This is a genomic window from Variovorax sp. GW821-FHT10C12 (genome assembly GCF_059415405.1).
In genome coordinates, this window is the sequence record NZ_JBWKNE010000001.1 from 47208 (window position 1) to 71243 (window position 24036).

23 protein-coding genes are annotated in these 24036 nt (G+C 68.3%); 7 read left to right on the forward strand and 16 right to left on the reverse strand.

The features are described 5' to 3' along the window. Nucleotides 1-190 precede the first annotated feature (190 nt). On the forward strand, nt 191-1939 hold the full coding sequence (locus tag AC07OH_RS00220) for an amidohydrolase (protein WP_495299173.1): 1749 nt from the start codon (nt 191-193) through the stop codon (nt 1937-1939). A 42-nt stretch (nt 1940-1981) separates the two neighbouring features. Here AC07OH_RS00220 and AC07OH_RS00225 read toward each other — a convergent pair whose 3' ends face one another. Genes AC07OH_RS00225 through AC07OH_RS00255 form a run of 7 tightly spaced genes read right to left on the reverse strand, consistent with a single transcriptional unit; the run spans nt 1982 to nt 8523 of the window. Continuing rightward, nucleotides 1982-3133 (reverse strand): acyl-CoA dehydrogenase family protein, encoded by a 1152-nt coding sequence (locus AC07OH_RS00225; RefSeq protein ID WP_495299174.1) that lies wholly within the window; start codon nt 3131-3133, stop codon nt 1982-1984. A 22-nt stretch (nt 3134-3155) separates the two neighbouring features. Continuing rightward, nucleotides 3156-3959 (reverse strand): enoyl-CoA hydratase-related protein, encoded by an 804-nt coding sequence (locus tag AC07OH_RS00230; protein ID WP_495299175.1) that lies wholly within the window; start codon nt 3957-3959, stop codon nt 3156-3158. A gap of 3 nt (nt 3960-3962) precedes the next feature. Beyond that, the gene (locus AC07OH_RS00235; protein WP_495299176.1) at nt 3963-4793 is read right to left on the reverse strand and encodes an SDR family NAD(P)-dependent oxidoreductase; all 831 of its coding nucleotides are present in this window, start codon (nt 4791-4793) and stop codon (nt 3963-3965) included. A gap of 26 nt (nt 4794-4819) precedes the next feature. Beyond that, nucleotides 4820-5239 carry a MaoC family dehydratase gene (locus tag AC07OH_RS00240; RefSeq protein WP_095744447.1) on the reverse strand — a complete coding sequence of 140 codons (420 nt, stop codon included), beginning with the start codon at nt 5237-5239 and terminating at the stop codon, nt 4820-4822. Nucleotides 5240-5250: 11 nt separating this feature from the next. Next, complete coding sequence (locus tag AC07OH_RS00245) at nt 5251-5691, reverse strand: MaoC family dehydratase N-terminal domain-containing protein (RefSeq protein ID WP_495299177.1); 441 nt, start codon at nt 5689-5691, stop codon at nt 5251-5253. Between the two features lie 29 nt (nt 5692-5720). Beyond that, nucleotides 5721-6905 carry a lipid-transfer protein gene (locus tag AC07OH_RS00250; protein WP_495299178.1) on the reverse strand — a complete coding sequence of 395 codons (1185 nt, stop codon included), beginning with the start codon at nt 6903-6905 and terminating at the stop codon, nt 5721-5723. A gap of 46 nt (nt 6906-6951) precedes the next feature. Then, on the reverse strand, nt 6952-8523 hold the full coding sequence (locus AC07OH_RS00255; protein WP_495299179.1) for a long-chain-fatty-acid--CoA ligase: 1572 nt from the start codon (nt 8521-8523) through the stop codon (nt 6952-6954). A 225-nt stretch (nt 8524-8748) separates the two neighbouring features. Here AC07OH_RS00255 and AC07OH_RS00260 point away from each other — a divergent pair, with 225 nt between their 5' ends. Further along, the gene (locus AC07OH_RS00260; RefSeq protein WP_495299180.1) at nt 8749-9759 is read left to right on the forward strand and encodes an AraC family transcriptional regulator; all 1011 of its coding nucleotides are present in this window, start codon (nt 8749-8751) and stop codon (nt 9757-9759) included. A 37-nt stretch (nt 9760-9796) separates the two neighbouring features. Here AC07OH_RS00260 and AC07OH_RS00265 read toward each other — a convergent pair whose 3' ends face one another. The 6 genes from AC07OH_RS00265 to AC07OH_RS00290 form a co-directional block, all read right to left on the reverse strand. Next, complete coding sequence (locus tag AC07OH_RS00265; protein WP_495299181.1) at nt 9797-10576, reverse strand: LuxR C-terminal-related transcriptional regulator; 780 nt, start codon at nt 10574-10576, stop codon at nt 9797-9799. Between the two features lie 576 nt (nt 10577-11152). Then, the gene (locus AC07OH_RS00270) at nt 11153-11842 is read right to left on the reverse strand and encodes a response regulator (RefSeq protein ID WP_489057603.1); all 690 of its coding nucleotides are present in this window, start codon (nt 11840-11842) and stop codon (nt 11153-11155) included. A gap of 35 nt (nt 11843-11877) precedes the next feature. Continuing rightward, nucleotides 11878-13560 carry a sensor histidine kinase gene (locus tag AC07OH_RS00275; protein ID WP_495299182.1) on the reverse strand — a complete coding sequence of 561 codons (1683 nt, stop codon included), beginning with the start codon at nt 13558-13560 and terminating at the stop codon, nt 11878-11880. Nucleotides 13561-13934: 374 nt separating this feature from the next. Beyond that, on the reverse strand, nt 13935-14408 hold the full coding sequence (locus AC07OH_RS00280) for a hypothetical protein (RefSeq protein ID WP_495299183.1): 474 nt from the start codon (nt 14406-14408) through the stop codon (nt 13935-13937). Between the two features lie 334 nt (nt 14409-14742). Beyond that, nucleotides 14743-16080 (reverse strand): DUF5666 domain-containing protein, encoded by a 1338-nt coding sequence (locus tag AC07OH_RS00285; RefSeq protein ID WP_495299184.1) that lies wholly within the window; start codon nt 16078-16080, stop codon nt 14743-14745. Beyond that, on the reverse strand, nt 16077-16910 hold the full coding sequence (locus AC07OH_RS00290; protein ID WP_495299185.1) for a DUF6502 family protein: 834 nt from the start codon (nt 16908-16910) through the stop codon (nt 16077-16079). Before AC07OH_RS00290 ends, AC07OH_RS00285 begins: the two co-directional genes overlap by 4 nt. A 344-nt stretch (nt 16911-17254) precedes the next feature. Between AC07OH_RS00290 and AC07OH_RS00295 the strand changes: the two genes are divergently transcribed. Both AC07OH_RS00295 and AC07OH_RS00300 read left to right on the forward strand, forming a co-directional pair. Next, nucleotides 17255-18208 carry an alpha/beta fold hydrolase gene (locus AC07OH_RS00295; RefSeq protein WP_495299186.1) on the forward strand — a complete coding sequence of 318 codons (954 nt, stop codon included), beginning with the start codon at nt 17255-17257 and terminating at the stop codon, nt 18206-18208. Further along, a complete protein-coding gene (locus AC07OH_RS00300; protein WP_495299187.1) occupies nt 18205-18522 on the forward strand; it encodes an antibiotic biosynthesis monooxygenase family protein in 318 nt (105 codons plus the stop codon). Before AC07OH_RS00295 ends, AC07OH_RS00300 begins: the two co-directional genes overlap by 4 nt. Nucleotides 18523-18526: 4 nt before the next feature. On the opposite strand, the gene AC07OH_RS00305 is transcribed toward AC07OH_RS00300, so the two are convergent. Both AC07OH_RS00305 and AC07OH_RS00310 read right to left on the reverse strand, forming a co-directional pair. Further along, entirely contained in the window at nt 18527-19246 is a 720-nt protein-coding gene (locus AC07OH_RS00305; RefSeq protein WP_495299188.1) for a FadR/GntR family transcriptional regulator, read from the reverse strand. Nucleotides 19247-19320: 74 nt separating this feature from the next. Then, nucleotides 19321-20646 (reverse strand): MFS transporter, encoded by a 1326-nt coding sequence (locus AC07OH_RS00310; protein ID WP_062470888.1) that lies wholly within the window; start codon nt 20644-20646, stop codon nt 19321-19323. Nucleotides 20647-20833: 187 nt separating this feature from the next. Between AC07OH_RS00310 and AC07OH_RS00315 the strand changes: the two genes are divergently transcribed. Together AC07OH_RS00315 and AC07OH_RS00320 are read left to right on the forward strand one after the other, a co-directional pair. Beyond that, entirely contained in the window at nt 20834-21391 is a 558-nt protein-coding gene (locus AC07OH_RS00315) for an ureidoglycolate lyase (RefSeq protein ID WP_492696439.1), read from the forward strand. A gap of 140 nt (nt 21392-21531) precedes the next feature. Continuing rightward, nucleotides 21532-21888 (forward strand): hypothetical protein, encoded by a 357-nt coding sequence (locus AC07OH_RS00320; RefSeq protein ID WP_495299189.1) that lies wholly within the window; start codon nt 21532-21534, stop codon nt 21886-21888. 150 nt (nt 21889-22038) lie between these two features. On the opposite strand, the gene AC07OH_RS00325 is transcribed toward AC07OH_RS00320, so the two are convergent. Continuing rightward, nucleotides 22039-22245 (reverse strand): hypothetical protein, encoded by a 207-nt coding sequence (locus AC07OH_RS00325; RefSeq protein WP_159277736.1) that lies wholly within the window; start codon nt 22243-22245, stop codon nt 22039-22041. A 145-nt stretch (nt 22246-22390) separates the two neighbouring features. On the opposite strand from AC07OH_RS00325, the gene AC07OH_RS00330 reads away from it, so the two are divergent. After that, complete coding sequence (locus AC07OH_RS00330; protein ID WP_495299190.1) at nt 22391-23986, forward strand: class I SAM-dependent methyltransferase; 1596 nt, start codon at nt 22391-22393, stop codon at nt 23984-23986. Nucleotides 23987-24036 lie beyond the last annotated feature (50 nt).

Sequence of the window (24036 nt, forward strand, 5' to 3'; positions counted from 1 at the left end):
CTGTCGTGGCATGGAGCCTAGGGAGCCCGGCGCATGACGTCCAATGCACATTCCGATGCCTTCCATGAGCTTCTTCTCATGCCTTGCGGCGCATGAGCCCGGCCGCATGGAGGCCAAGGAGTTTTTCATTTCCCCCGCATGCCGTGGCTCGTGAGAATCCGCCGGCCCTACAACCACGGAGACACGGCACATGACAAAGAAAACCATCAGGGCGGGCTTGCTTGCCATCGCCCTGATCGGCGCGCTGGGCGCCTGCGGCGGCAACCACGGCGCGGTTTCACTCCCCGCGGCAGACCCCGACGCGCCCGACCAGATCCTGGTCAACGGCAAGGTCTTCACGGCCAATCCGGCCAGCCCCCTGGCGGAAGCCGTGGCCGTGCGCGGCGACAAGGTCATGGCGGTGGGCGACCGCGCCAGCATCCAGAAGCTGGCCGGTGCGCAGACGCGTGTGGTCGACCTCGGCGGCGGCTTCCTGATGCCCGGGCTCATCGACAGCCACGTGCACGTGGTGAACGGCGGCTACTTCCGCACCTCGGCGCTGATCGCCCCCACCATCCTGACCACCGAGCAACTGGCCGCCTACGGCCGGGAAGTGCTGGCCAACGGCGTGGGCCTGGTCGGCGACGTGCTGCGCATTCGCGGCGTGCGCTATGCGTTCTGGAGTCGGCTCGACGAACTGGCGGCCGCCTTCAACGCCGAGCCCTTCGCCAACGTGCCGGTGGTGCTGGCCGGTGGCGACGCACACAGCGGCTGGGGCAATCGCCTGGCGTTGCAGCGCGCGGGCATCACACGCGACTACGTGGCCGGCCTGCCGGCCGAGGAGCGCAAGTACTTCGGCCACGCGACGGACTTCACGCCCAATGGCTTCGTCGCCGAGCGCGGCTGGGACCGCCTGGCCGCCATCGTGCCGCCGGTGTCGACCGAGAAGCTGGCCGTCGGCGCACAGGCCGGCGTCGACTTCATGAACAGCTTCGGCGTCACCGCCTGGATGGACCCGATGGTCAATGCGCAGCCCGCGCGGCCGATGTTCTCGATCGTTCCCAGGGCCACGGATTTCGGCGTGCTGCCCGCCTACGAGGCCATTGCCGCGAAGGGCAAGCTCACGGGCCACGTGGTGGGCATGGTGCTGGTGAACGCGCGCAGCGGCCCGGAAGCGCTCGACACCGTCGAGGCCGTGCGCCAGCGCTTCGCGAAAGTGCCGAACCTGCGCCTGAGCGGCATCAAGATCCTGGCCGACGGCGTGAGCGAAGCGCCGTCGCGCACCGCGGCCCTGAGCCTGCCGTACAAGGGCACCGACAGCCTCGGCCTGCTGGAGATCGATCCGGCGAGCTTCGGCAAGCTGGCGACCGAAGCCGACAGGCGCGGGCTCATCATCCACGTGCATGCCATCGGCGACCGCGCCGTGCACGAGGCGCTCAACGGCATCGCCGTGGCCCGCCGCGCCAACGGCGACAAGGGCCCGCTGCACAGCCTGACGCACATCGAGTACATGCAGCGCGCCGACATTGCGCGCTTTCACGACCTGCGCGTGGCGGCCGCGATGCAGCTGCTGTGGAGCGGCGAAGAGCAGAACCACGACGTGGACGATGCCCTGCAGCCGCCCTTTGCTGCGCGCTCGCTATACGACGCAGGCGCGCTGATCTCGGGCGCGAGCGACTGGGGCGTGTCGTCGCCCAACCCGTTCCTGGCGATCTCGAGCGCGATCACGCGCGAGCCGGCCTCGGAGCGCATGCCGCGCGAAGCCATGCTCTACGCCTACACGCGCAACGCGGCCACGGTGCTGGGCATGGCCGACACCATCGGCTCCATCGAGCCCGGCAAGCAGGCCGACTTCGCGCTGGTCGACCGCGACCTGCTGCGCGTGCCCGACAGCCAGGTCGCCGCGACGCAGGTGCGCTGGACGATGTTCGGCGGCAAGACCGTGTTCAGCGCGAAATAGCCGGCTTCATCTGCGCACCTGCGCTGCCGCGCTGCGATGCGCTCAGGCGCCGAGCTTGCGCGCGATCAGGTCCTTCATGATCTCGCTGGTGCCGCCGTAGATGCGCTGCACGCGCGCGTCGGCATACATGCGTGCGATCGGGTACTCGACCATGTAGCCGTAGCCGCCGAACAGCTGCAGGCATTCGTCCAGGACCTTGCCCTGCTGCTCGGTGCACCACAGCTTGGCCATGTAGGCGGCCTCCTGCTCGAGCGTGCCGTCGACCATGCGCTGGATACAGTCGTTGACGAAGGTACGCACCACGTGCGCGATGGTCGCGCACTCCGCGAGCTTGAAGCGCGTGTTCTGGAAATCGAACACGGCCTGCCCGAAGGCCTTGCGCTGCTGCGTGTACTCGACCGTGAGTTCCACCGCGCGTTCGATCACCGCGGCGGCCGGCACGCACAGGAACAGGCGCTCATAGGAAAGCTGGCTCATGAGCTGCACGAAGCCGTCGCCTTCCTTGCCGCCCAGCAGGTGGTCGGCCGGTACGCGCACGCCGTCGAAGAAGAGCTCGGCGGTGTCCGACGCATGCTGGCCCAGTTTCTCGAGCCGTCGCCCCACGCGAAAGCCCGGCAGGCCGTCGGTTTCCAGGACGATCAGCGACACGCCGCGGCTGCCCGCCTCGCCGGTGCGCACCGCCACCACCAGCAGGTTGCCCGTGAAGCCGTTGGTGATGAAGGTCTTGGCGCCGTCGATCACGTAGTGGTCGCCGTCGCGCCGCGCGCGCGTGCGCAGCGCCTTCAGGTCCGAGCCGCAGCCGGGCTCGGTGAGCGCGATGCCGGCCAGCATCTCGCCGCTGGCGAGCTTCGGCAGCCAGCGCTGCTTCTGCGCCTCGGTGCCGTAGTCGAGGATGTAGTGCGCCGCCAGGTTGTGCACGCCCGTGTTAGCGGGGAACTCGGCCTTGGCCAGCTCGTCCTGCACCACCATCTGGCAGGCCAGCGAGGCACCGGCGCCGCCATAGGCCTCGTCGATCTCGGGCAGCAGGAAGCCCATCTGTCCGAACGGGCGCCAGGCCTCGCGCGGAATGAAGCCCTGGCGGCGCCAGCCGTCCAGGTGCGGCGAGAGTTCGCTCGCGATGTAACGGCGCACCTGTTCGCGGAACGCGTCGGTGTCTTCGTCCATCCAGCGATGGCGGTACAGCTGTGGAAGCATGGTGTTCTTCGAGGTCGGTCAGTCAGTGGGTCGATCGATCGGCCTTGGCGCGGGCCAGGAAGCGCGCGCAGGCGTCGTTGAAAAATTCACCGGCCACATGCCGGCGCTGGGCCGTGCATTCGTCGCTCAGTTGCCGGGCCAGCGTGTTGTCGCTCGCCGCATCGATCAGTTGTCGGGTATCGCGCAAGGCCGCGGCCGATGCATGGCCCAGTCGCCTGGCGATCGCTCGGGCTTCTTCGAGCAGCACGGCATCGTCGACGCAGCGCCAGATGAGTCCCCATTGCTCGGCCTTCGCCGCGTCGATGCGTTCGCCGAGCAGCGCCATGCCGAGCGCGCGGCTGCGCCCGAGCAGGCGGGGCAGCGACCAGGTGGCGCCCAGGTCGGGCACGGCGCCCAGCTGCGGCACCTGGGGCACCAGGAAGTAGGCCGAGCGCGCCGCGAGCACGACGTCGGCCGCCAGCGCAATGCCCACGCCCGCACCCACGCAGGGGCCGTTGACGGCAGCCACCACCGGCACCGCGCAGTCGGCAATGGCTTGCGTGATGGGGTTGCCCACCTCCTGCATGCCGCGCCCGATTTCTTCCTGCGCATGGGCCGGCCCGCCGGCGAGCACGTCGCCGAAGTAGCCGATGTCGCCTCCGCCGGAAAAGGCGCGGCCCGCGCCCGTCAACACGATCGCGCGCACGCGGTCGTCCGCCGCGCATTCGCGCAGCGCCGCCAGCAGGGCTTCGAGCAGCGGCGGCGCCAGGGCGTTGAGGGCATCGGGCCGGTCGAGCGTGAGCGTCGCGATGCCCTCATGCACCTCGCGCCGGACAGCGGCGGTCATCGCTCAGAACCCCGTGAGGCCGCCGCTGCACACCAGCGTCTGGCCGCTCACGTAGTCGGACTCGGGAATGCACAGCAGGTACACCGCACCCGCCGCTTCTTCGGGCGTGCCGCCACGGCCCAGCGGAATGCCGCGTTCCATCGCAGCCATGAGGTCGGGGTTCACGCCCACCTTGATATCGCGGCCGTCGATGTTGGCGGTGCCGCCATCGGCGGCGTTGCCCGTCAGGCGGGTCTTGATGAGGCCGTAGGCCACGCAGTTGACGGTGACGTTCATGCGGCCCCATTCCTTGGCCAGTGTCTGCGTCATGCCGGTGATGCCGGCCTTGGCCGCCGCGTAGTTGGTCTGGCCCGGGTTGCCGAACAGGCCCGCCATCGACGAGATGTTGACCACCTTGCGCACCACGCGCTGCCCGGCTTCGGTCTCTGCCTTGCCGAGTGCGCGGATCACCGGCTGCGCCGCGCGCAGGATGCGAAACGGCGCCGTCAGGTGGCAGTCGAGCATCGCGTACCACTGCTCGTCGGTCATCTTCTGGATCACGTTGTCCCAGGTGTAGCCGGCGTTGTTGATGACGATGTCCAGGCCCTTGAATTCGCTCACCGCCGTGCCGACGAAGCGCTCGGCGAAGTCGGTCGCATTGACGTTGCCGACGCAGGCCACAGCCTGGCCGCCGGCCTCGCGGATGGCCTGCACGGCCTCCTGTGCCGGTTCGGCGTCGAGGTCGTTGACGACGATGCGTGCGCCTTCGCTGGCGAGCTTGAGCGCGATCGAGCGGCCGATGCCGCGGCCCGAACCGGTGATGAGGGCGACCTTGCCGTCGAGTTTGTTTGTCATGGTGTGCTTTCGGGATGTGTGGGTTGTCAGGGCAGGGACACGAAGGCTTCGCCGACGATCTTGGTCTGGCCGAACTGGTTGGTGCTCTGCAGTTCGATGCGCACGCCGCGTTCGCCGTTGCGCTCGGTCTTCTCGGCGATGCGTCCGCTGCAGCGCATGGCGTTGCCCAGGTGCGTGATGCCCTGGAAGCGCGCCTCGAAGTGGCGCAGCCGGCTCTGCGGCGCCCACTGCGTGAGCACGCGGCCCAGCCAGGCCATGCCCAGCATGCCCTGCGCAAACACGTCGGGCATGCCGGAGCGGCGCGCCATGTCGGTGTCGATGTGGATCGGGTTGTGGTCGCCCGAGGCGCCGGCAAAGAGCGCGAGCGCGGTGCGGTTCACGGCCGGCAACTGCACGGCCGGGAGTTCGTCGCCGACCTGCACGGAATCGAAAGTGGGGGAGGTCATGGGGTGTTCCTTCAGTGGCGGCAGACGATGACGGTGCGCAGCTCGGCCACGAGTTCGTCGCGCTGGTTGGTGGCGCGCGAGGTCTTCACCACGAACTCGAGCGCGCCGTTCTTCTTGTCGTAGATGTCGCTGACGCTGGAGCGCACCGTCACCGTGTCACCCACGCAGGCGGGGCGGTGGTAGCTGAAGCTCTGCTCGCCGTGCAGCAGCTTCGACAACGGAATCTGCAGGTCGGTGAGCAACTGGTCCGAGGCGCCCGAGTCCAGCTCGGCGGCGAACAGGAAGGTGGGCGGCGCGGGCAGGTCGGGGTAGCCGGCATCGCGCGCGGCGGCGGCATCGGTGTAGACCGGGTCGGTCTCGCCGATGGCCTTGGCGAAGAACTGCAGCCGGCTGCGCTCGATCGGCAGCACCGATGCGGGCAGTTCGTGGCCGATCCATTTCTTGTCGATCATGGGAGGGTCTCCTTGGGTTGTTGTGTCGTTCAGACGCGCTCGTAGAGCGTGACCACGCAGGCGCCGCCCAACCCGAGGTTGTGCTGCAGCGCGAGGCGCGCACCTTCGACCTGCCGCTTCTCGGCGGTGCCGCGCAACTGCTGGACCAGTTCCGTGCACTGGGCAAGGCCGGTGGCGCCCAGCGGATGGCCCTTGGACAGCAGGCCGCCCGAAGGGTTGGTCACGACCTTGCCGCCGTAGGTGTTGTCGCCATCGACCACGAACTTCTGCGCGCCGCCGACCGGGCACAGGCCCAGCGCCTCGTAGCTGATGAGTTCGTTGTGCGCGAAGCAGTCGTGCAGCTCGACCACGTCGATGTCCTGCGGGCCGACGCCGGCTGCTTCGTAGACCTTCTGCGCGGCCTCCTGCGCCATGCTGAAGCCGACCACCTCGCGCATGTCGCGGGCCTCGAAAGTGATGGCGCGGTCGGTGGTCATGGCCTGGGCCTTGATGCGCACGCTGCGATCGAGCCCGTGGCGCTGCGCGAACGCGTCCGAGCAGACGATGGCGGCCGCCGCGCCGCAGGTGGGCGGGCAGGCCATGAGCCGCGTCATCACGCCGGGCCACATCACGGGCGTGGCCAGCACTTCGTCTTCGGTCACCACGTTGCGGAACAGGGCCAACGGGTTGTTCGCGGCATGGCGGCTGGCCTTGGCGCGGATCTTCGCGAAGGTCGAGAGTTGGGTGCCGTACTGCTGCATGTGCGCCAGGCCCGCGCCGCCGAAGTAGCGCAGCGCCAAGGGAATGTCGATGCCGCCGACCAGTTCGTCGGTGGCCTTGTCGAAGCGCGCGAAGGGGCTGGGCTTGTCGCTGAACACCGAGCCCAATGCGCCCGGGCTCATCTGCTCGAAGCCCAGTGCCAGCACGCAGTCGGCCGCGCCGCTGGCCACGGCCTGGCGCGCCAGGAACAGCGCGGTCGAGCCGGTGGAGCAGTTGTTGTTGACGTTTACGACCGGAATGCCGGTCATGCCGACTTCGTAGAGCGCGCTCTGGCCGGCGGTGGAGTCGGCGTACACGTAGCCGACGTAGGCCTGCTGCACCAGCTCGTAGCCGATGCCGGCATCGGCCAGTGCACGGCGCGTGGCGTCGGCGGCCATGGCCTGGTAGGGCGCGCTGGCGCCCGGTTTGGTGAAGGGGATCATGCCGACCCCGGTGACGAAGACATCGCGGCTCATGGGAATTTCCTGAGGGTTGAGAGAAAAAGGAAAGAAGGCGACGCGCTCATGCGACGTTGCGCTGGCGGCCTTGCCAGAAGGGCTCGCGCAGCTGGGTCTTGAGCACCTTGCCGGCGCCCGACATCGGCAGCGTGTCGACGAAGGCCACGCTGCGCGGGCACTTGTAGCCGGCGATCAGCGTCTTGCAGTGGGCGACGATGTCCGAGGCTTCGGCGCTCTGTCCCGGCTTGAGGACCAGCACCGCATGCACGCTCTCGCCCCATTCGTCGTTGGGGATGCCGATCACCGCACAGGCCGCGACGGCGGGGTGCTGGGTGACGGCGTTCTCGACCTCGGCCGAGTAGACGTTCTCGCCGCCGCTGATGATCATGTCCTTGATGCGGTCGACCACGAAGATGTAGCCGCCGTCGTCCATCCAGGCGCCGTCGCCGGTGTGCATCCAGCCGTCGCGCACCGCGGCTGCGGTCTGTTCCGGCTTGCCCCAGTAGCCCTGCATGACGTTGGGGCCGCGCACCGTGACTTCGCCCACCGTGCCGCGCGGCACCTCGAGGCCGGCGGGGTCGACGATGCGCACTTCCATGCAGACGCTCGCGCGCCCCGCGGAACGATGCCGGCCCAGGCGGTGGCCCTCGGCCGTGTACGAACTGGGTGGATTGATCGTGGCCAGCGGCGCCAGCTCCGTCATGCCGTAGCCCTGCACGAAGTCCACGTGGGGAAGGGCAGCCATCGCGCGTTCCAGCACAGCCTCCTGCATGGGCGATGCACCGTAGAAGATGCACTTCAGGCTGGCGAGGTCGCGCGGCTCCTTCATCGCGGGGTGGTCGACCAGCATCTGGATCATCGTGGGGACCAGCAGCGTGTTGGTCACGCGGTCGCGCTCGATCGCATCGAGCACGCCCTGCGGCGTGAACATCGGGATGATCGTGTGCGTGTTGCCGGCGGGCCAGTGCGGCATGGCCAGGCCCATGTCGCCCAGGTGGAACATCGGTGCGGCATGCAGGTAGTTGCCGCCGCTCGGTGCCAGGCCTTCGGCCTGCATCGCCATGGCCGAGCTGCACAGGTTGGTGTGGCTGAGCATCACGCCCTTGGGAAAGCCCGTGGTGCCGCCGGTGTAGAAGATGCCGGCCAGGTCTTCGTCGCGGCGAACCGCATCGGGAACGGGCGAGGTTGCGGCCAGCAGCGCCTCGTAGCCGTGCATGCCGGGCGGCAGTTCACCGTCGTCCGGGCCGCTGCTGCAATAGATCACTTCGCGCAGGCTCCTGGATTCGCCGCGCATCTTCTCGACCATCGGGCGGAAGGCCTCGTCGACCAGCAGGATGGTCGAACCCGAGTCTTCCAGCGAATAGAGAATCTCGGCGGCCGACCAGCGGATGTTGCAGGGGTTGAGCACGCCGCCGCCCCAGGGCACGGCCATCTGGTATTCGAGGTAGCGGTCGGAGTTGAGCGCCAGCATCGCCACGCGGTCGCCCGGCTTCATGCCCAGCTGCTGCAGGGCGCCCGCGAGGCGGGCGACGCGCTCCACGAACGCGCGGAAGGTGCGGGTGCGGCCGGCAAAACGCACGGCCACCTTGTCGGGAATCTGCTGCAGGGCGCGGTGCAGCGACTGGGTCATGTACATGGCGTTTGTCTCTCGTTTGGTTCTTGGTCTGGGTTTCGCAGACCCTTGCCTGCGTGGCCCATGTTAGGAACCGATCGCCTTTGGCACGATGCCGTTTTGCGTTGTTCGGATGGCAGAACATCGCAATCTGCGCGGCGCGCGATCGAGCCACGCGGCGCTTGCACGACAGGCACGCGCCGGTGCACAGTCGGCCCGGCAACATCCACGCGACGCGGCCCGCCTTCGATGCTTCATCCTCCTCAAACGGTTTCCATCAGCTTCGTGCACGGCATCCTGTCCGGCGTGCATGCGCGCGGCCAGCCGCTCGAGCCTTTCCTGGTCGAGGCCGGCATCGCGCCCGGCCTGCTCGGGCAGTCGGACGCGCGCGTGACGACGCAGCAGTACGCGAGGCTGTTCCGCGTGCTGACCGAGCGCCTGGACGACGACTTCATCGGGCTGCTGAGCCGCCCGCTGCGGCGCGGGAGCTTTGCGCTGATCGCGCGTTCGGCCCTCGGCGCGCCCACGCTGCAGGTGGCGCTTCGTCGTGCGGCGCGCACCTTTCGCCTGCTGCAGGACGACGTGGTGCTGGAGCTGGTGTGCCGGGCCGACCTGGCCGGCGTGGTGGTGCGCTTCACCGAACCGGCCGCCGCGCCGACGGTCTTCCTGCAGGAGGTGCTGCTGCGCACCGCGTGGCGCCTCATGGCGTGGATCGTGGGCGGCCAGCTGCCCGTGGTGCGCTTCGACTTTGCGTTCGGGCCGCCCGCGCATGCCGGCGGCTACGGCAAGATTTTTCCGGCGCCGCAGCAGTTCGACTGCGAGCTGTCGGCGTTCTGGTTCGACGCGGCACGCCTGAAGGACGTGGTGCGCCGCGACGAAGCCGCGCTGCATGTCTTCCTGGCCGATGCGCAGGCCCACATGATCGTGCCCCGGCGCACCGACGAGGGAATCGGCGCGCGCGTGCGCAGCCACCTGCAGCACGCGCAGCCCGCATGGCCGGACCTCGTGGCGACGGCCGCCGCGCTGCATGTGACGGTCTCCACGCTGCAGCGGCGGCTCGCGCTGGAGGGCACCTCGTTCCAGGCGCTGAAGGACGAGCTGCGCCGCGACACGGCCATCCAGCGCCTGAGCACGAGCACCGTGCCGCTGGCGGAACTGGCCGACGAACTCGGGTTTGCCAACAGCTCCGCCTTCCAGCGCGCCTTCAAGTGCTGGACGGGCAGCGCGCCGGGCCTCTATCGCCGAAGCGGCGGTTTGTGATTCACGGACAGGTTGCAGCGCACGGCATCGCCGCCGCTCAGATGAGGCCCGTGTGAACGGCGTAGTTCACCGCCTGGGCGCGCGAATGCACATGCAGCTTCTTGTAGATGCTCTTGATGTGCACGTTGACCGTCTGGCCGGTGATGCCGAGCTTGGCGCCGATCTCCGCCGAGACGTAGCCCGACGCCACGAAGCGAAGCACCTCGCTCTCGCGCGGCGTCAGCGTCATGTCGCGCGAGGGCGGTCTGGGCGGCGGTGACGGCGGCGCGTCGCCGGCGAAGGGCTCGTGGAGCTGGTAGTTCAGGCGGTGCAGCAGGCGCCGCGCGAGCCGCGGCGTGATGACGGCGCCGCCGTTCACCACATGCAGCACCGCATCGGCAAAGCTTTGCAGCCAGGCGTTCTTCAGCAGGTAGCCCATGGCGCCCAGCTCGAAGGCGCGCAGCACGTGGGCATCGTCCTCGAGCGTGGAGATCACGATGATCTCGCTGTTGCGGTGCAGGCGGCGTGCCTCGGCGATCAGCTCGAAGCTCATCTCGTCGCCCAGCTGCAGCTCGAGCATCAGCACGTCGAAGGTGTGCGTGGCCAGCAGCTTGCGCCCGTCGCGAACGTTGTCGGCCTGGCCTTCGAGCTGGATGCGCAGGTCCGACAGCAGCTCCTGGGCGATCACCCGGCGCATGTACTCGTCGTCGTCGACGAGCAGCACGCGCACCGGCGAGTTCTCCTGGCCGATCAGGAAGTCGGGCCACAGCCTCGCGGCGGGCGCGCAGACGCCGACGGTGGCCTTTTCGCCGGAGCTGATGAGCTTGGGGTCAAGCATGTGCCTGCCCCGGTTGGCATGAGCGAGGGCTGCCGGTCACGGCGAGCGCGGGCCGGGCGACGAAACGGTCGCGCAGCGGGGGCTCCGGTGCAGCCAGCCCCATCGGCGACGAAGCGGTTGGGGGGGCCATACATGGATCGAAAGAAGGTGAAGAACAATTGCCAGATTGAAGGTCTATTCAGTGGATTCGATTTGAAACAGGGCTCATGCCATCGTATGAATTTGACAGGGCGGCAGGGAAGATCGTTTGCCTCGGTTTTTGGAAAGACATGGGTCTTTCAAAATGGAACTACCTGAATCGTGACGTCCGACATACCCATTCCACTGGTCTTTGACCGTGGATCGAAGCTTCGGTGAAGTTACCCATGGTGGATGGCTGTCCTGGCTGAATAAATCAAGCTCCGGCCTGTTTGCATTGCAAGCGGTTCATTGCCTGGAATTCTTCAATTGAATTGAAATTCGATGGATTGAAACGGCAGGAAATACGCATTCGCACGCCACGTGATCGCTGCCAATGGAGATCGCAAAAGCAGGGAAATCAGGGAAATGGCCGAGGCCGGTGCAGCCGGGTGCGCCTCAGTGCGCCACGGCGTCGAGGTGGTGCTTGACGGCGTAGATGTACAGCTCGAGCCGGTTCGCCACGCCGAGCTTCTGGTAGATCGATGTGAGGTGGTTGCGCAGCGTGTGTTCGGTGACGAAGGTCTGCTCGGCCAGGGTCTTGTTGGACGCGCCGCTGCCGCGCGCCACGGTTCGGACGATGTCGCGCTCCTTCTGGGTCAGGCTGGCCTGCCGGACCGACTCGGGGTCGGCTTTGGGCGGCTTCTTCACCGAGGTGAGTTCCGAGAGCACGCGGCCCATGGTGGGGGCGTCGACGCAGAGTTCGCCGTGATGCACGCGCTCGATGGCATCGAGCACCTGCTCGGCCGAGGCGTCCTTGCGCATCACGCCGCGCGCGCCGCGCAGCACCGCGAGGTCCAGGGTGCGCTGCTCGCGTTCGCCGGTCAGCACGACCACGCGCGAGACCTCGTTGGACAGCAGCTGCGGCAGGATGTCCAGGGCGCAGTGGCCGTCCAGGTCGAGGTCGAGCACGATGACGTCGGGGGCCAGGTTCTGCGTGTGCGCCACGGCTTCTTCGCAGCAACTGGCGGTGGCGACGACCTTCATGCGCGGCTGTTCGCCGTCGATCAGCCGGGACAGGCCCCACAGCATGGTCTGGTGATCGTCCACCAGCAGGACGCCGATGGGATGGGCTTCTTCGGTGTGCATGAGGGGCTCCTGGGGATGTGGTCGCGCGTTGTCTCTCAGATGGGGATTTCGATCAGCACCTCGGTGCCGCCGCCCCGGCACCGGCTGACCTGCGCGCGGCCGCCGAGCGCTGCTGCGCGGTCGCTGAGGGAGCGTGGCCGGAAGGGCGCGAAGTTCTCTTCGCCGCCTTCGTTCTCGATGCGCAGGTGCAGGCAGCCATTGCGGCAGCCGATGCGCACGCTGCCGCGGCGGGCCTGCGTGTGCTTGCAGATGTTGTTCAGGCCTTCGCCCACCATCTGCAGGACCTCCGCGGTCATGCGATCGTCAAGACGCACGTGGCCTTCGACGTTCACCGAAATCTCGATGCCGTAGAGCCCCTGGATGCGGGCGGCCTGGCCGTACAGCTGGGGCAGCACGAGGCCGCACGAACTTTCAGCGCCGTCCTTGACCGCGCCCGCGAAGCGCCGCAGGTCGGCGATCACGCCGTTCGCCATTTCGGCGAGCTTGTCGAGGTCCTCGAGCAGCGGGTTGTCCGCGGTGGCCTTCTTGCGCAGGGCGCACAGGCCCATGCGCAGCCCGATGTAGGGCTGCACGGCCGTGTCGTGCAGGTCCAGCGAGATCTTCAGGCGCTCGGTCGCGGCCGCTTCCGAGGCCATGCGGTCGAGCACCTCGATGGTCTCGATGACCGGAAAGATCTGTTCCATGAGGTGCGCGAGGAACAGCGCATCGGACTTGCTGAAGTGGCCGTTGCGCGAAGAGATGAACACGCGCCCCTCGCCCAGGCGCAGCGGCAGTGCGGCGCTGATGAACGCGCGGGCCTCGAGCATGGCGGCCACCGCGGCACTGCGCTGGGCGCCGTCGCGGCCCTCGGGGCGCCAGCCGATCGCGCCGGGGCCGTGCATGTGGCTGCGCGCAAAGAAGTGGTTCAGCGGCCAGGGCAGGCGGTTGCTCAGCACGGTGTGCGGATGCTCGAGCGCCATCAGCGGCGATTCGGCGATGCCCCCGAGCGTCTCGACACCGACGTGCTCGCAGGTGTCGTCCTTGCGCAGCGTGCGCAGGGTCCAGTTGCCGGTGGCGGTGTCCCGCGTCATGAGGATGCAATGGCTGGCCTTGAAGAAGGCCAGCGTCTTTTCCATCGTGCGGGCGATGGTGCGGCCCGCGCCGAAGCGCGGGTTCGACAGCTGGCTGATGTCGCCCAGCAGGGCCAGGCGCCGCTGCAGGATGAGCTTAGAGCCGCCCCAGTGCACGATCATGTGCCCCAGCGCCAGCAGGAAGGTGGTGCGCATCAGCAGCTGCGGCGCGTCGTCGCCCGTGCTCGTGCCGAGCCCGCAGGCGGCGAACGACGCGACCGAGACGATCGTCACGCGGGCGCCTTCCTCGAAGCCCCAGCGGAACGAGGAGGTCAGGATGGCGAAGAAATAGAACAGGAAGAACAGGCTCTGCACGCCGCCCGTCACGAAGACGATCAACGTGAACCACAGCACGTCAGACCAGTGGACCGCCTTGCCCTGGAGATGGCGCCAGCCCACCTGCGTGCAGGCATGCACCAGCACGCTGTGCAGGAGGTATCCGCACAAGGCCAGCCAGACCGCGCTGTCCACCGGCTGCCGGGCCGGCCCCGCATCGACCGCCATGGCCAGCACCGCCGAAATCGACAGCACGAGCCGCATGCGGGCGGCCATGAGGGCGTCCGTCGACAGGCTGTTGTCGAGGTTCGGGGCGGAGACGGGGGCGCGCATGGCAAGGCATCCTTCGCATGAACTGTTTCATGCACGGCTGGGGCTGAAATGCAGCTGTAACCGCGTGGCGTTCATTTCTTTTTGCCGATGACGTGGTGTATGTGAAGGTTTCACATTACTGCTTTGGTACTCGAAAGGAGCCTCGCAGGCGATCTGTGACGTATGTTTCACATAGTTTCATTTGTGTGGTTGGCGGGCTTTTTCCATCGCCGTACGAGGCGCTTTCCGTCGGCCGAGGGACGCCGCACGGCAAACGGGTACCCGTTTCATGGAGGTATGGGGGAGGGGAACGCGAGAGGCGGTGTTGGTGTGCGCCGGACGCACTCCTCCATCGGCGCGTCAGGACTGGCGCGCCGCGCGACCCGGACCCGGATTCAGTGCCGCCGCGGCACCAGCGCCGTCCGCCCCAGGGGCGTGACCCGCAACACGGTGGCCTGGCGCAGCTTCTGCCGTGCACGGCAGATCGGGGGGAGCGTGGCCTCCACCATGCCGGCGGCTTCCAGGACCGCCACGGAGTTGATCTCCGACGGGTCCTCGGTGTGCAGGGGGAAGGTCGAGTTGCCGATCCTGCGCAGGTAATCGAGCGGCATGACGGTCCATGGGAGGTGTTCCTCGTGAACCGAAGCGCCGCCGCGCCCGCACAGCGTGGCGATCTCCGCATGCCCCTCGTCCGTGATGGCGAAGACCTGGGCGCTTTCGTAGCGCTGGTAACCGAAGCTGTCGACGTGGAACTCGGCTTCGATGAGCCCGGTCGCCACGAGCACCGATGCGTGCCGGATGTCCGCGTCCATGGTGAGCGTGACCGGAAAGCGCTTGTTCAGCAGCTGAAGAAGAAGGGCGAGCGGCATGGCGTGCTCCTTGCAATGTCAGCGGCACCGGCCCGCCCGGTGGCGAACAGGCATCCGATGTGCAGCCCCGCAAGGGGTGGCAACAACGGTTGCACTGAGTTCGCACGGACAGACACGAAAGTCACCGATGTAAGAAATGTGATTTTTTCACTTTAGTCCTTTTCTAGTACTTTCGCCATCAATTTGGCGATAGATGGTCGAAGGTGTTATCCGGCCCGCGTGCGCAGGCCCGCCGCGATGCGGTGTCGAAGGGGATGTGAAAGTCGCGGCGTCGCCCGCCGCCATGGTGGAGCGGGCGACGCGGCCGGGCGGCGGGGCGCCGCGCAGCCTCAGGTCAGGGGTTGAAGGTCACCCGCTGGGCGATGAGAACGCCGTCGACCACCCGGTCTCCGACGACGGCCACGCGCTGGCCGTTGGCCAGGTTCGCGGCGGTGCCGTTGTCGAACGTGGTACCCGGCCCGCTGGCGTTCACCGGCTGTCCCCGGACCCGGAAATAGGCCGGCGACTGGTAGCCGCCGATGGCGCCGATGAGCGTGAACGAGGCCGGCCCGCCCGTGCCCGGCACATGGCGGATGCGCAGCTTCTTGACGACCAGCACCCCGCCGGACATGAAGCCGTCGACCTCGACCTTCACGCCGTTGCCGAGCGAGCCGACGGGGCCGCCGGTGATCTGCCCATTGGTGGCGTCCACCGGCGTGCCCAGCACTTTGAAGGCGCCGCGCGAGACGAAGTCGGTGATGTCCCCCGCCAGTTGCAGTGCGATGCCGTTGTTCACCGGTATCGCGTACCAGCCTTCCACCTGGGTCGCCGTGAGCCCGTTGCCGGTCGGCGCGGCCGTGCTGCGGGCGCGCACGATGACGCCGTTGGCCAGCGACGCCGCGTCGACGCCCGCGAAGCTGGCGCCGCCATAGCTGACCGTCAGCTGGCCGAGCCTGAAGGTCTGGTTCAGCACATTGAGGTTCTGGATGGCGCCCGTCACCAGCGGGGCGGTCAGCGTGGGGGCCGTCAGCACGCGGGTGGCGCGCAGCGTGCCCGGCGCGCCGGGCAGGCCCCACACCTGGACGAGGCTGCCGTCGGTCACGCTGGCAAGCCCGCTCGCGTCGCCCCAGACCGTGGCCGCATCGATGCTCACGCCGATGCCCATGACGACGAAGGTGCCGGCCTTCACGTCGATGCGCGAGACGGCGCCGCGCAGTTCGGCCCCCGACACGACCTGCGTCGCGATGCCGCGGGTGAAGTCGGGGTCGACCTTGCCGGCGACCCGCGCGCTCATGCCGATCTGCAGTTCGGTGGCGTCCTCGATCGTGAAGGTGGCCGTGTCGGTGTTGTAGCGCAGGCCGTTCAGGATGATGCTGCCCAGGCCGTCCGCGGCGCCGATGCCGGCGGCGTCCGCCGTCACGCCGGTGCCGCCCGAGCCGACACCGTCGGGGTTGCCGTTGCTGGCGGTGTCGCCGGAGCCGGGGCTGCCCGTGCCGGCCCCGGTCCCATTCCCGCCTGCGCCCGTGCCGTTGCCGCTCGGGCTGTCACCGCCGATCGCGGTGCCTGTGCCCAGCCCCAGGTTCCCCGCCGAGCCACTGCCCCCACCACCGCCTCCGCAGGACATCAACAGGGCCACGAGGCCGGCGCAGAACAGGCCCAGCAGGAGCCGGCGGGGTGTTTGGATCGTGCTCATGAGGGGCGCTCGCTTTCAGAGGACGTGGGCGGGGGCGGAGCGCCCTCGTCTTCGTAGTACGTGTAGATACCGACACGGATTCGTCCTTTGGCGCGGGCCGGCGCGCGGCTGACCGCGTGCGCCATTTCCTGCGCGAGCTCGTGGTGCAGGGCGGACCAGCGGTCGCGCACCAGGCGGTGGATCTGTTCGCAATCGTTCAGCGAGAGCCCGCGCGCGTACACCGCGCGCTCGAGCATGCGAGGCTGCTCGCCCAGCGTGTTGGCGACGGCCGCCAGCAGGTGGTCCCGGCCGTTGTCGCCCAGGAAGGCCAGCATCGATTGCAGGTCCTGCACGGGCACGAAACCGTCGACGGTGAGTTCGGCCATGCCTTCGTTCTCGGTCACCATGTTCAACCGGATCAGCTCGTCGAGGATGGTGCGGTGGTGAACGTTGCCGCGGCTGCTCAGGCGCGCAACCGCCTCGAAGGACGCTGCCGTGTGGCCCGACGTGACGGGCAGGCGCCGGAACGAAGCGTCTTCGGTCAGCATCTGCAGCCACAGCGTGAAGGTCTTTGCAGCGGCCGACAGTTCGGTGTGGGGCAGGGGGTCGACGGTGGCGCGGACCTTGGCGGTCACGGCCTTGCGGTTCAGGCCGGTGGTGACCGACAACTGGCTCAGGTTGGGCTTGGGAACGCCCTGGCTGCGCCAGGAGTGCTGGGCCTCCTCGATCAGCAGGTCGCGCAGCAACTCCTCCAGGTGGGGATGCTTGACCCCCATCGCGAGGGCGAGCCTGACCACGGGTCGAAGGATGCGTGAGCAGGCCGCCAGGGCCCAGTCCAGCCGTTGTTCCATGCCGCTGCGTGTTGTCCTGAAAGTGCAATGCCAACAGGATCGGAGGCGGCGCCTCCGACCACCATCAAGGCGCATTGTCCTGCGCACCGCGCTGCAGTGAAAGCTTTGGACTGCGGTTTGACGGCCAGTGAGCCAAAGTTTCATGTCTCAGGCACCGGGCGACCGTCCGGCCGGTGGTGCCAAGGCCGATCGGCCAACGAGCTGGCCAGGTTGCCTATGTCGCCCTGCAACCTGCCCGCCGCGCGGCCTGGACGACACCCAGGGTCGGCCCTTTCCCACATGCGGGCCCCGCGCCGGGGGCGACAAAGACACCTCTGTTTCTTTGCATGTCTCAAGGAGCCGAGATGGCCAATGCAAACCCCCGAAAGAACGACGCGGCCGGCACGACCGCCGTCACGCACCGCACGGTGCAGATCGATGGCGTCGAGGTCTTCTACCGCGCGGCCGGCCCGGTGGGCGCGCCCGTGCTGCTGTTGCTGCACGGCTATCCGTGTTCTTCGTTCCAGTACCGCGCGCTGATGCCGGCGTTGGCGGACCGCTGGCGCGTGGTGGCGCCCGACTTTCCGGGCTTCGGCTACAGCGGCACGCCCGAGGAAGACTTCGCGTTCGATTTCGATGGCTACGCGCACTTCCTCGACCGCTTCACCGCCGCGCTCGCGCTGCGCCGCTACGCGCTGTACCTGCACGACTACGGTTCGCAGATCGGCCTGCGCCATGCGATGCGGCGGCCCGGGCGCGTGACGGCGCTGATCGTGCAGAACGGCGACATCTACGAAGACACGCTGGGGCCGAAATACGCGGCGATCCGGGCGTACTGGAACGACCCGAGCGAGGCCCATCTCGCGGTGCTGGAGCGCGCCGTGAGCGAAGAGGGCTTTCGCCACGAGTTCGTCGGCGAGGTGTCGTCGCGCGTGGCCCCGCGGCTCGCGCCCGATCTCTGGCGCCTTCACTGGCCGCTGATGGACACGCCCGCGCGGCGCGCCATTGCGCTGGGCCTCATGAAGGGGCTGAAGGAGAACCTGCGGTGGTTCCCGCGCTACCAGGACTACCTGCGCACGTACCGCCCGCCCACGCTGATCCTGTGGGGGCCGCAGGACGGCTACATGCCGATCGAGGCCGGCCGTGCCTACCTGCGCGACCTGCCTGACGCCCAGTTCCGCGCGTTCGACGATGGGGGCCACTGGCTGCTCGAGACGCACCTGGCGGAGGTGCTGCCGCCGCTGCGCGATTTCCTGGGACGGCACCTGCCGGGTTCACTGCCTGCATCGGCCCGGACGATCGAAGGCGTGCCGGTATGAGCACCGCCACCATCGCCCGCATCTGGCGCGGCCGCGTCACGCCCGATCGCGCCGACGCCTACGAGCGCTACCTGCTGGCACAGGGCATTCCGCCGCTGCGCAAGACGGCGCTTGCGGTGCAGCTGTTCCGCGAAGACCGCGCGACCGACACCGAGTTCGTCACGACTTCCTACTGGCCCGACGTGGCCGCGATGAGCGCGTTCACCGGCGGCGACCCGAACGTCGTGCACCACCTGCCGCGCGATGCGGAGTTCCTGATCGAGCTGCCCGAGCGCGTCGAGGTGCTGCGCATCGTCGTCGACACGCGGGCCTGAGGCGTCAGGCCGCCGAACCTGCCTCGAGCCCCGTCGGAAAGTGCACGCCCGCGCGCTGCGCGGCCTGCACGATGTGCTGCGTCATCGCCTGCTGCGCCAGCGCCGGGTTGCCTTGCGCGAGCGCCTCGATGATCGCCATGTGCTCGTCGTAGGTGGCATGGCGCGCGCCGCGCTTGTAGAAGGGCAGGCGCTGGCTCTCCTGCATCACCTCGGCGCTGTTGCGCAGGATCTCGGCGATGGCCTGGTTGCCCGCGATGCCGATGATCTGCATGTGGAAGTCGAAGTCGAGCTGCGTGGCCTGCGTGAAGTCGCCGGCGTCGATGCACGCACGCATGGCCTGCGCATTGGCGCGCAGCGCGGCCAGGTCGTCCGGCTCGATGACCAGACAGGCCAGCCGCGCGGTGAAGTTCTCGACCGCGAAGCGCAGCTGATACACGTCCTGCAGCGAATGCGAGGTGGCGAACTTCCAGACCGGGGAGGCCGCCGGCGCCTGTTGTTGTCCGCCGTCTTCGGCCACGTACATGCCCTTGCCGGGGCGCGGAATGACCAGGCCCGTGCCCTGCAGCGTCGACAGCGCCTCGCGCAGCGAGGTGCGGCTGATGCCGAGCTGCTCGGCCAGGTCGCGCTGCGAAGGCAGCAGCCCGCCGGCCGCGTAGGTGCCGTCCGCAATCCGCTGCTGGATCAGTCGGGCGGCGGTGGCGGCAACGGCGGGGGAGGCGAGCATGGGCGGTTTTCGGTGCGAAGTGCGGCAGTGGCGGGGGCTGGAAATCTTACTGTGGCCGCACCCCGGGGCCTTCCCTACTTGTTGACCAGCTTCGCCGGCACCGTCCAGGTGAGGAAGGCGCCGAACAGCAGCACGCCGGCCAGCACGAACAGGGCGATGTCTGTGCTCTTCGTGGCGTCCTTGATCAGGCCGATCATGTAGGGGCTCACGAAGCCCGCCAGGTTGGCAAACGAGTTGATGAGCGCAATGCCCGCCGCTGCGCCCGCGCTCGACAGGATGGCCGTGGGCAGGCTCCAGAACAGCGGCGACGTCGCCAGGCTGCCGCCCGCGGCCAGGGCCAGCGCGGCCAGCGAGAGGTACACGTTGTTGCTGAAGATCGCGCTCAGCGTGAGGCCCAGCGCGCCGCAGCAGAAGGGCACGATCAGATGCCAGCGGCGTTCGCGCATGCGGTCGGAGCTGCGGCTCACCAGCAGCATCGAGACGATGGCCACGGCAAAGGGAATGGCCGTGAGCAGCCCGATGTTCAGCGCGCCCGACACACCCGACTGGCGCACCAGCGTGGGCAGCCAGAAGGTCAGGCCGTACTGGCCCATCACCGTGCAAAAGCAGATCAGCGCCATCTTCACGATGCGGCGGTCGGCAAACAGCGCGCGCAGCGTCATGTGGCTGGTGCCGCCCTTGGTGGCGTTCTCGGCGGCGATGTTGCGTGCGAGCACGGCCTTTTCTTCGGCCGTGAGCCAGCGTGCGCCCTGGATGCTGTTGTCGAGGTACACGATGACCAGCAGGCCGATCACCAGCGAGGGCAGCGCCTCGATGAGGAACAGCCACTGCCAGCCGCGCAGCCCGCCCATGCCGTGCATGGCGTCCATGATCAGCCCCGACAGCGGTCCGCCCAGCACGCCCGACACCGGAATCGCGCACATGAACACCGCCACCATCTTGGCGCGCCGGTGCGAGGGAAACCAGTAGGTGAGGTACAGGATCATTCCCGGGTAGAAGCCGGCCTCGGCCGCCCCGAGCAGGAAGCGCAGCACGTAGAACTGCGTGGGCGTGGTCACGAACATCATCGCGGCCGAGATCAGGCTCCACGTGATCATGATCCGCGAGATGGTGGCCTTGGCGCCGATGCGGTGCATCAGCAGGTTGCTCGGCACCTCGAAGAAGAAGTAGCCGATGAAGAACAGCCCCGCGCCCAGCCCGTACATCGCCTCGCTGAACTGCAGGTCGCTGAGCATGTTCAGCTTGGCGAAGCCGACGTTGACGCGGTCCAGGTAGGCGGCCACGTAGCAGAGCATCAGGAACGGCATGAGTCGCCATGCCACTTTCTTGTAGAGCGCGTTCTCCGCTGCAGCAGAGGTGGTGGCCGGCTGCAGCGGCGCATGAAGGGTGGTGGTTGACATGGCGGTCCTCGAAGGCGTCGATGGGGTGGATTAACTGGTATTACCGGTATGATTTAACGCGACCGAGACCTTAAGGCCTCATGCGCCATTGGACACTAGCGATTTCCCTGACGGCGGGAGATTGACGGCCAGGATGCATCACAAGGATACTGGTAATACCAGTTGGACCAAAAAAGCCGAGGAGTTTCTGTTGACGATTGCCAGCCCCACCTTCCTGCCCCCGGCGCCGGGCACGCCCGCGGCGCTCGCGCTCGTTGCGCAGCCGCTGACGCGCGAGGCGTTCGCCGCGTTCGGCGACGTCATCGAGAGCGCGCACGCCCGGTCGATGTCGATCAACGCGGGCATGACCACGCGCTTTCACGACCTGGCGCGCGTGGACCCGGGCCCCGGCGACAGCCGCGTGCTGGTGAACATCTTCGAGACACAGCCCTACGCGATGCCGCTGCAGGTGGGCATGTTGGAGCGCCACCCGCTGGGCAGCCAGGCCTTCGTGCCGATGGATGGCAGTCGCTTCCTCGTGGTGGTGGCACCGGCGGGCGACACGGTGCGCGTGGAAGACATCCGCGCCTTCGTCACCGACGGGCGTCAGGGCGTGAACTATGCGCGCGGCGTCTGGCACCACCCGCTGGTGGTCACGCAGCAGCCGGCCAGCTTCGTGGTGATCGACCGCGGCGGGGCCGGGCCGAACTGCGACGAGATTCTGGTGCCGCCGGCGTGCGTGGTGCGCGTCAGCCTGGCGGGCTGAGCGCGCGCCATCCCTGCGGCCATCGCCCGGCGGCTGCGCCAGCGTCGCAGGCACCGCGACGCCGACTTGCGGCCATTGGCGAAAGAGGCCTACACCGCCCGGAACGCCCTGGTGAAACCTTCGGGCCATGGGTGAACGCCATGCGCAATCCAACGAAATCGATGTTTGCCGGAAGCCTCGCTGTCGGGGTCATCAGCGTCGCGGCGCTCCTCGCCGGGCCGGCTGCCGCGCAGTCGGCCGACAAGCCACCGCCGGTCAAGCCGCAAGCGCAACCCGGGCCCGATCCCGAACTCCTCGTGAAGCCGCCGGCCCATGGCCATCCGCGGCTGGTGAAGCCCGCGCCGCCCGACCGCGACCCCGGCATGGTGAAAAAGCCGCCGGCGGACGCGAAGCCGGCCGGCGAGGACAAGCCCCGCGTGGACGACCCTGGCGCGCCCTCGCGCCAGGACGACTGCCGGGGCACCGCCGAGGACTGCAGGCAGAACTCCCCACGATGACGCCTTGAACGGAAGAACACGCCTCGCCATGAAATGGTCGAGTCGCCGGGCTACCTGCGCAAGACCTGCGACCGCGAGAGCGGGTTGGCGCTCATCGACATCGACGCCTGAGCGGTGCGGCCGGGCGTCAGCCCCGCGTGATGCGGGGCCTTACTGGCACTGGAACAGCACGCCGGATTCGGCGGGCGCCTTGCCGAGCCACTTCGGGTCTTGTCCCTTGGCGCTGCAGTAGTCCGAGGCCTGGGTGTAGGTCATGGCGCGCAGCACACCGTCGCGGAAGGGAACGATCTGGTTGGGCGGCGTCGAGCAGCCGGCAATGACCAAAGCCAGGGGAAACAGTGTGATGCGCCAGTTCATCGGGCCATTCTAAAGAGGTCGTGCAAGCGCCGAAGTCCGCGGCCAGGGCAGGGCGGGTCGGCCCGCGCCGGCTTCTTTTTGCGAAGGCACGGGGCTATAGTCTGCGAGCACTGCTGCAGCCCCTTCCGATCCCCAAAGGACGTTCGTGCCGGACTCTCTGACTTCCACGCTCACCAGTTACTACGATGCGGTGCCCTACGACTCGCACCCGTTCCCCCAGTCCGCCGTGGAGCACCTGGAAGCCCTGGCCTTCCTGTTCGGACTCGACGCGCCGCCGCCGCAGAAGGCGCGCGTGCTCGAGCTGGGCTGCGCCGCCGGCGGCAACCTGATTCCGTTCGCGGTGCGCCATCCGCAGGCGCACGCGGTGGGCGTGGACCTGTCGCGCGTGCAGGTGGCCCAGGGCGCCGCGGCGCTCGACCAGGCGGGGCTGTCGAACATCGAGTTGAAGACCTTCAACATCGCCGACATCGACGCCTCGTTCGGCCTGTTCGACTACATCGTCTGCCACGGCGTCTACAGCTGGGTGCCGGGGCCGGTGCAGGACGCGATCCTGCGCGTGTGCGCCGAGAACCTGGCGCCGGGCGGCGTGGTGTACGTGAGCTACAACGTGTACCCGGGCTGGAAGGCGCGCGAGATCGTGCGCGACGCGATGATCCTGCGCGGCGGCCCGCGCGACACGCCCGAAGAAAAGCTCTCGTACGCGCGCGGCATGCTCGAGTTCCTCGAGCAGTCGGCCCGGCCCGACAGCGTGCTGCGCAAGACGCTCGAAGAGACGATGCCGATCGTGCGCAACTCCGGCAACTACTACCTGCTGCACGAGTTCCTCGAGCCCTGCAACGAGCCCTGCTATTTCAAGGAGTTCGTCGCGCGTGCCGAAGCGCGCGGGCTGGCCTACCTGTGCGATGCCGAGCCCTCGACCATGTTCGTGCAGAACTACGGCGAGAAGGTGCGCGACCCGCTGCTGCGCGAGTGCGGCGGCAGCCAGGTGATGATGGAGCAGTACCTCGACTTCCTCGTCAACCGCACCTTCCGCCAGACGCTGCTGGTGAAGCAGGGCAACGCCGCGAACATCCGCTACCGGCTCGAGGTTCCCCGCCTGCGCGCGCTGGAATTCGCCGGTATCTTCCGCGTCGATGGCGGTGATGCGCTCACCATCGACACCCGCGAGCAGCCCTGCACCGCGCTGCGCGACCTGAAGGTCACGTTGCGGTTGCCGGCGCACAAGGCGGTGGCGCAGGCGCTCGATGCGAGCTATCCGTGTTCGATGTCGACCGAGGCGCTGCTGGCCGCCGTGGTGACGCTCACCGGCGAGCCGCGCGCGGTCGTCGAGCCCATCGTGCTGGCCATGCTTGAGGAGCTCTTGATTCTGGGCGCGCTGCGCATCCGGCGCACACCGGTGTCGACGGCTTCGTCGGTGTCCGCGCTGCCGCAGGTGCTGGCGCCGGTGCGCCGCGCGCTGGCCGGCCTGCCCGCGTCGCAAGCGACGGCCGTGCTCTGCAACCAGTGGCACGAACCGGTGTCGCTCACGGTGCTCGAACGCAGCCTGTTGCCATTGCTCGACGGGGCGCACACGCACGAGGCGCTGGCCGCTTTCCTGATCGACGAGGTGCGCGCCGAACGCCTGCGCTTCCTCAAGGACGACCAGCCGCTGACCGACCCGTCGGCGCTGCACGCCTTCGCGCAGGAGCAGGTGGCGCAGGCGCTGCAGAGCCTGCGGCGCAAGGCGCTGCTCACGGCCTGACGACTCACTTTCCGTTCGCCCCTCCCTCATTCTTCATCCAACGCACAGAG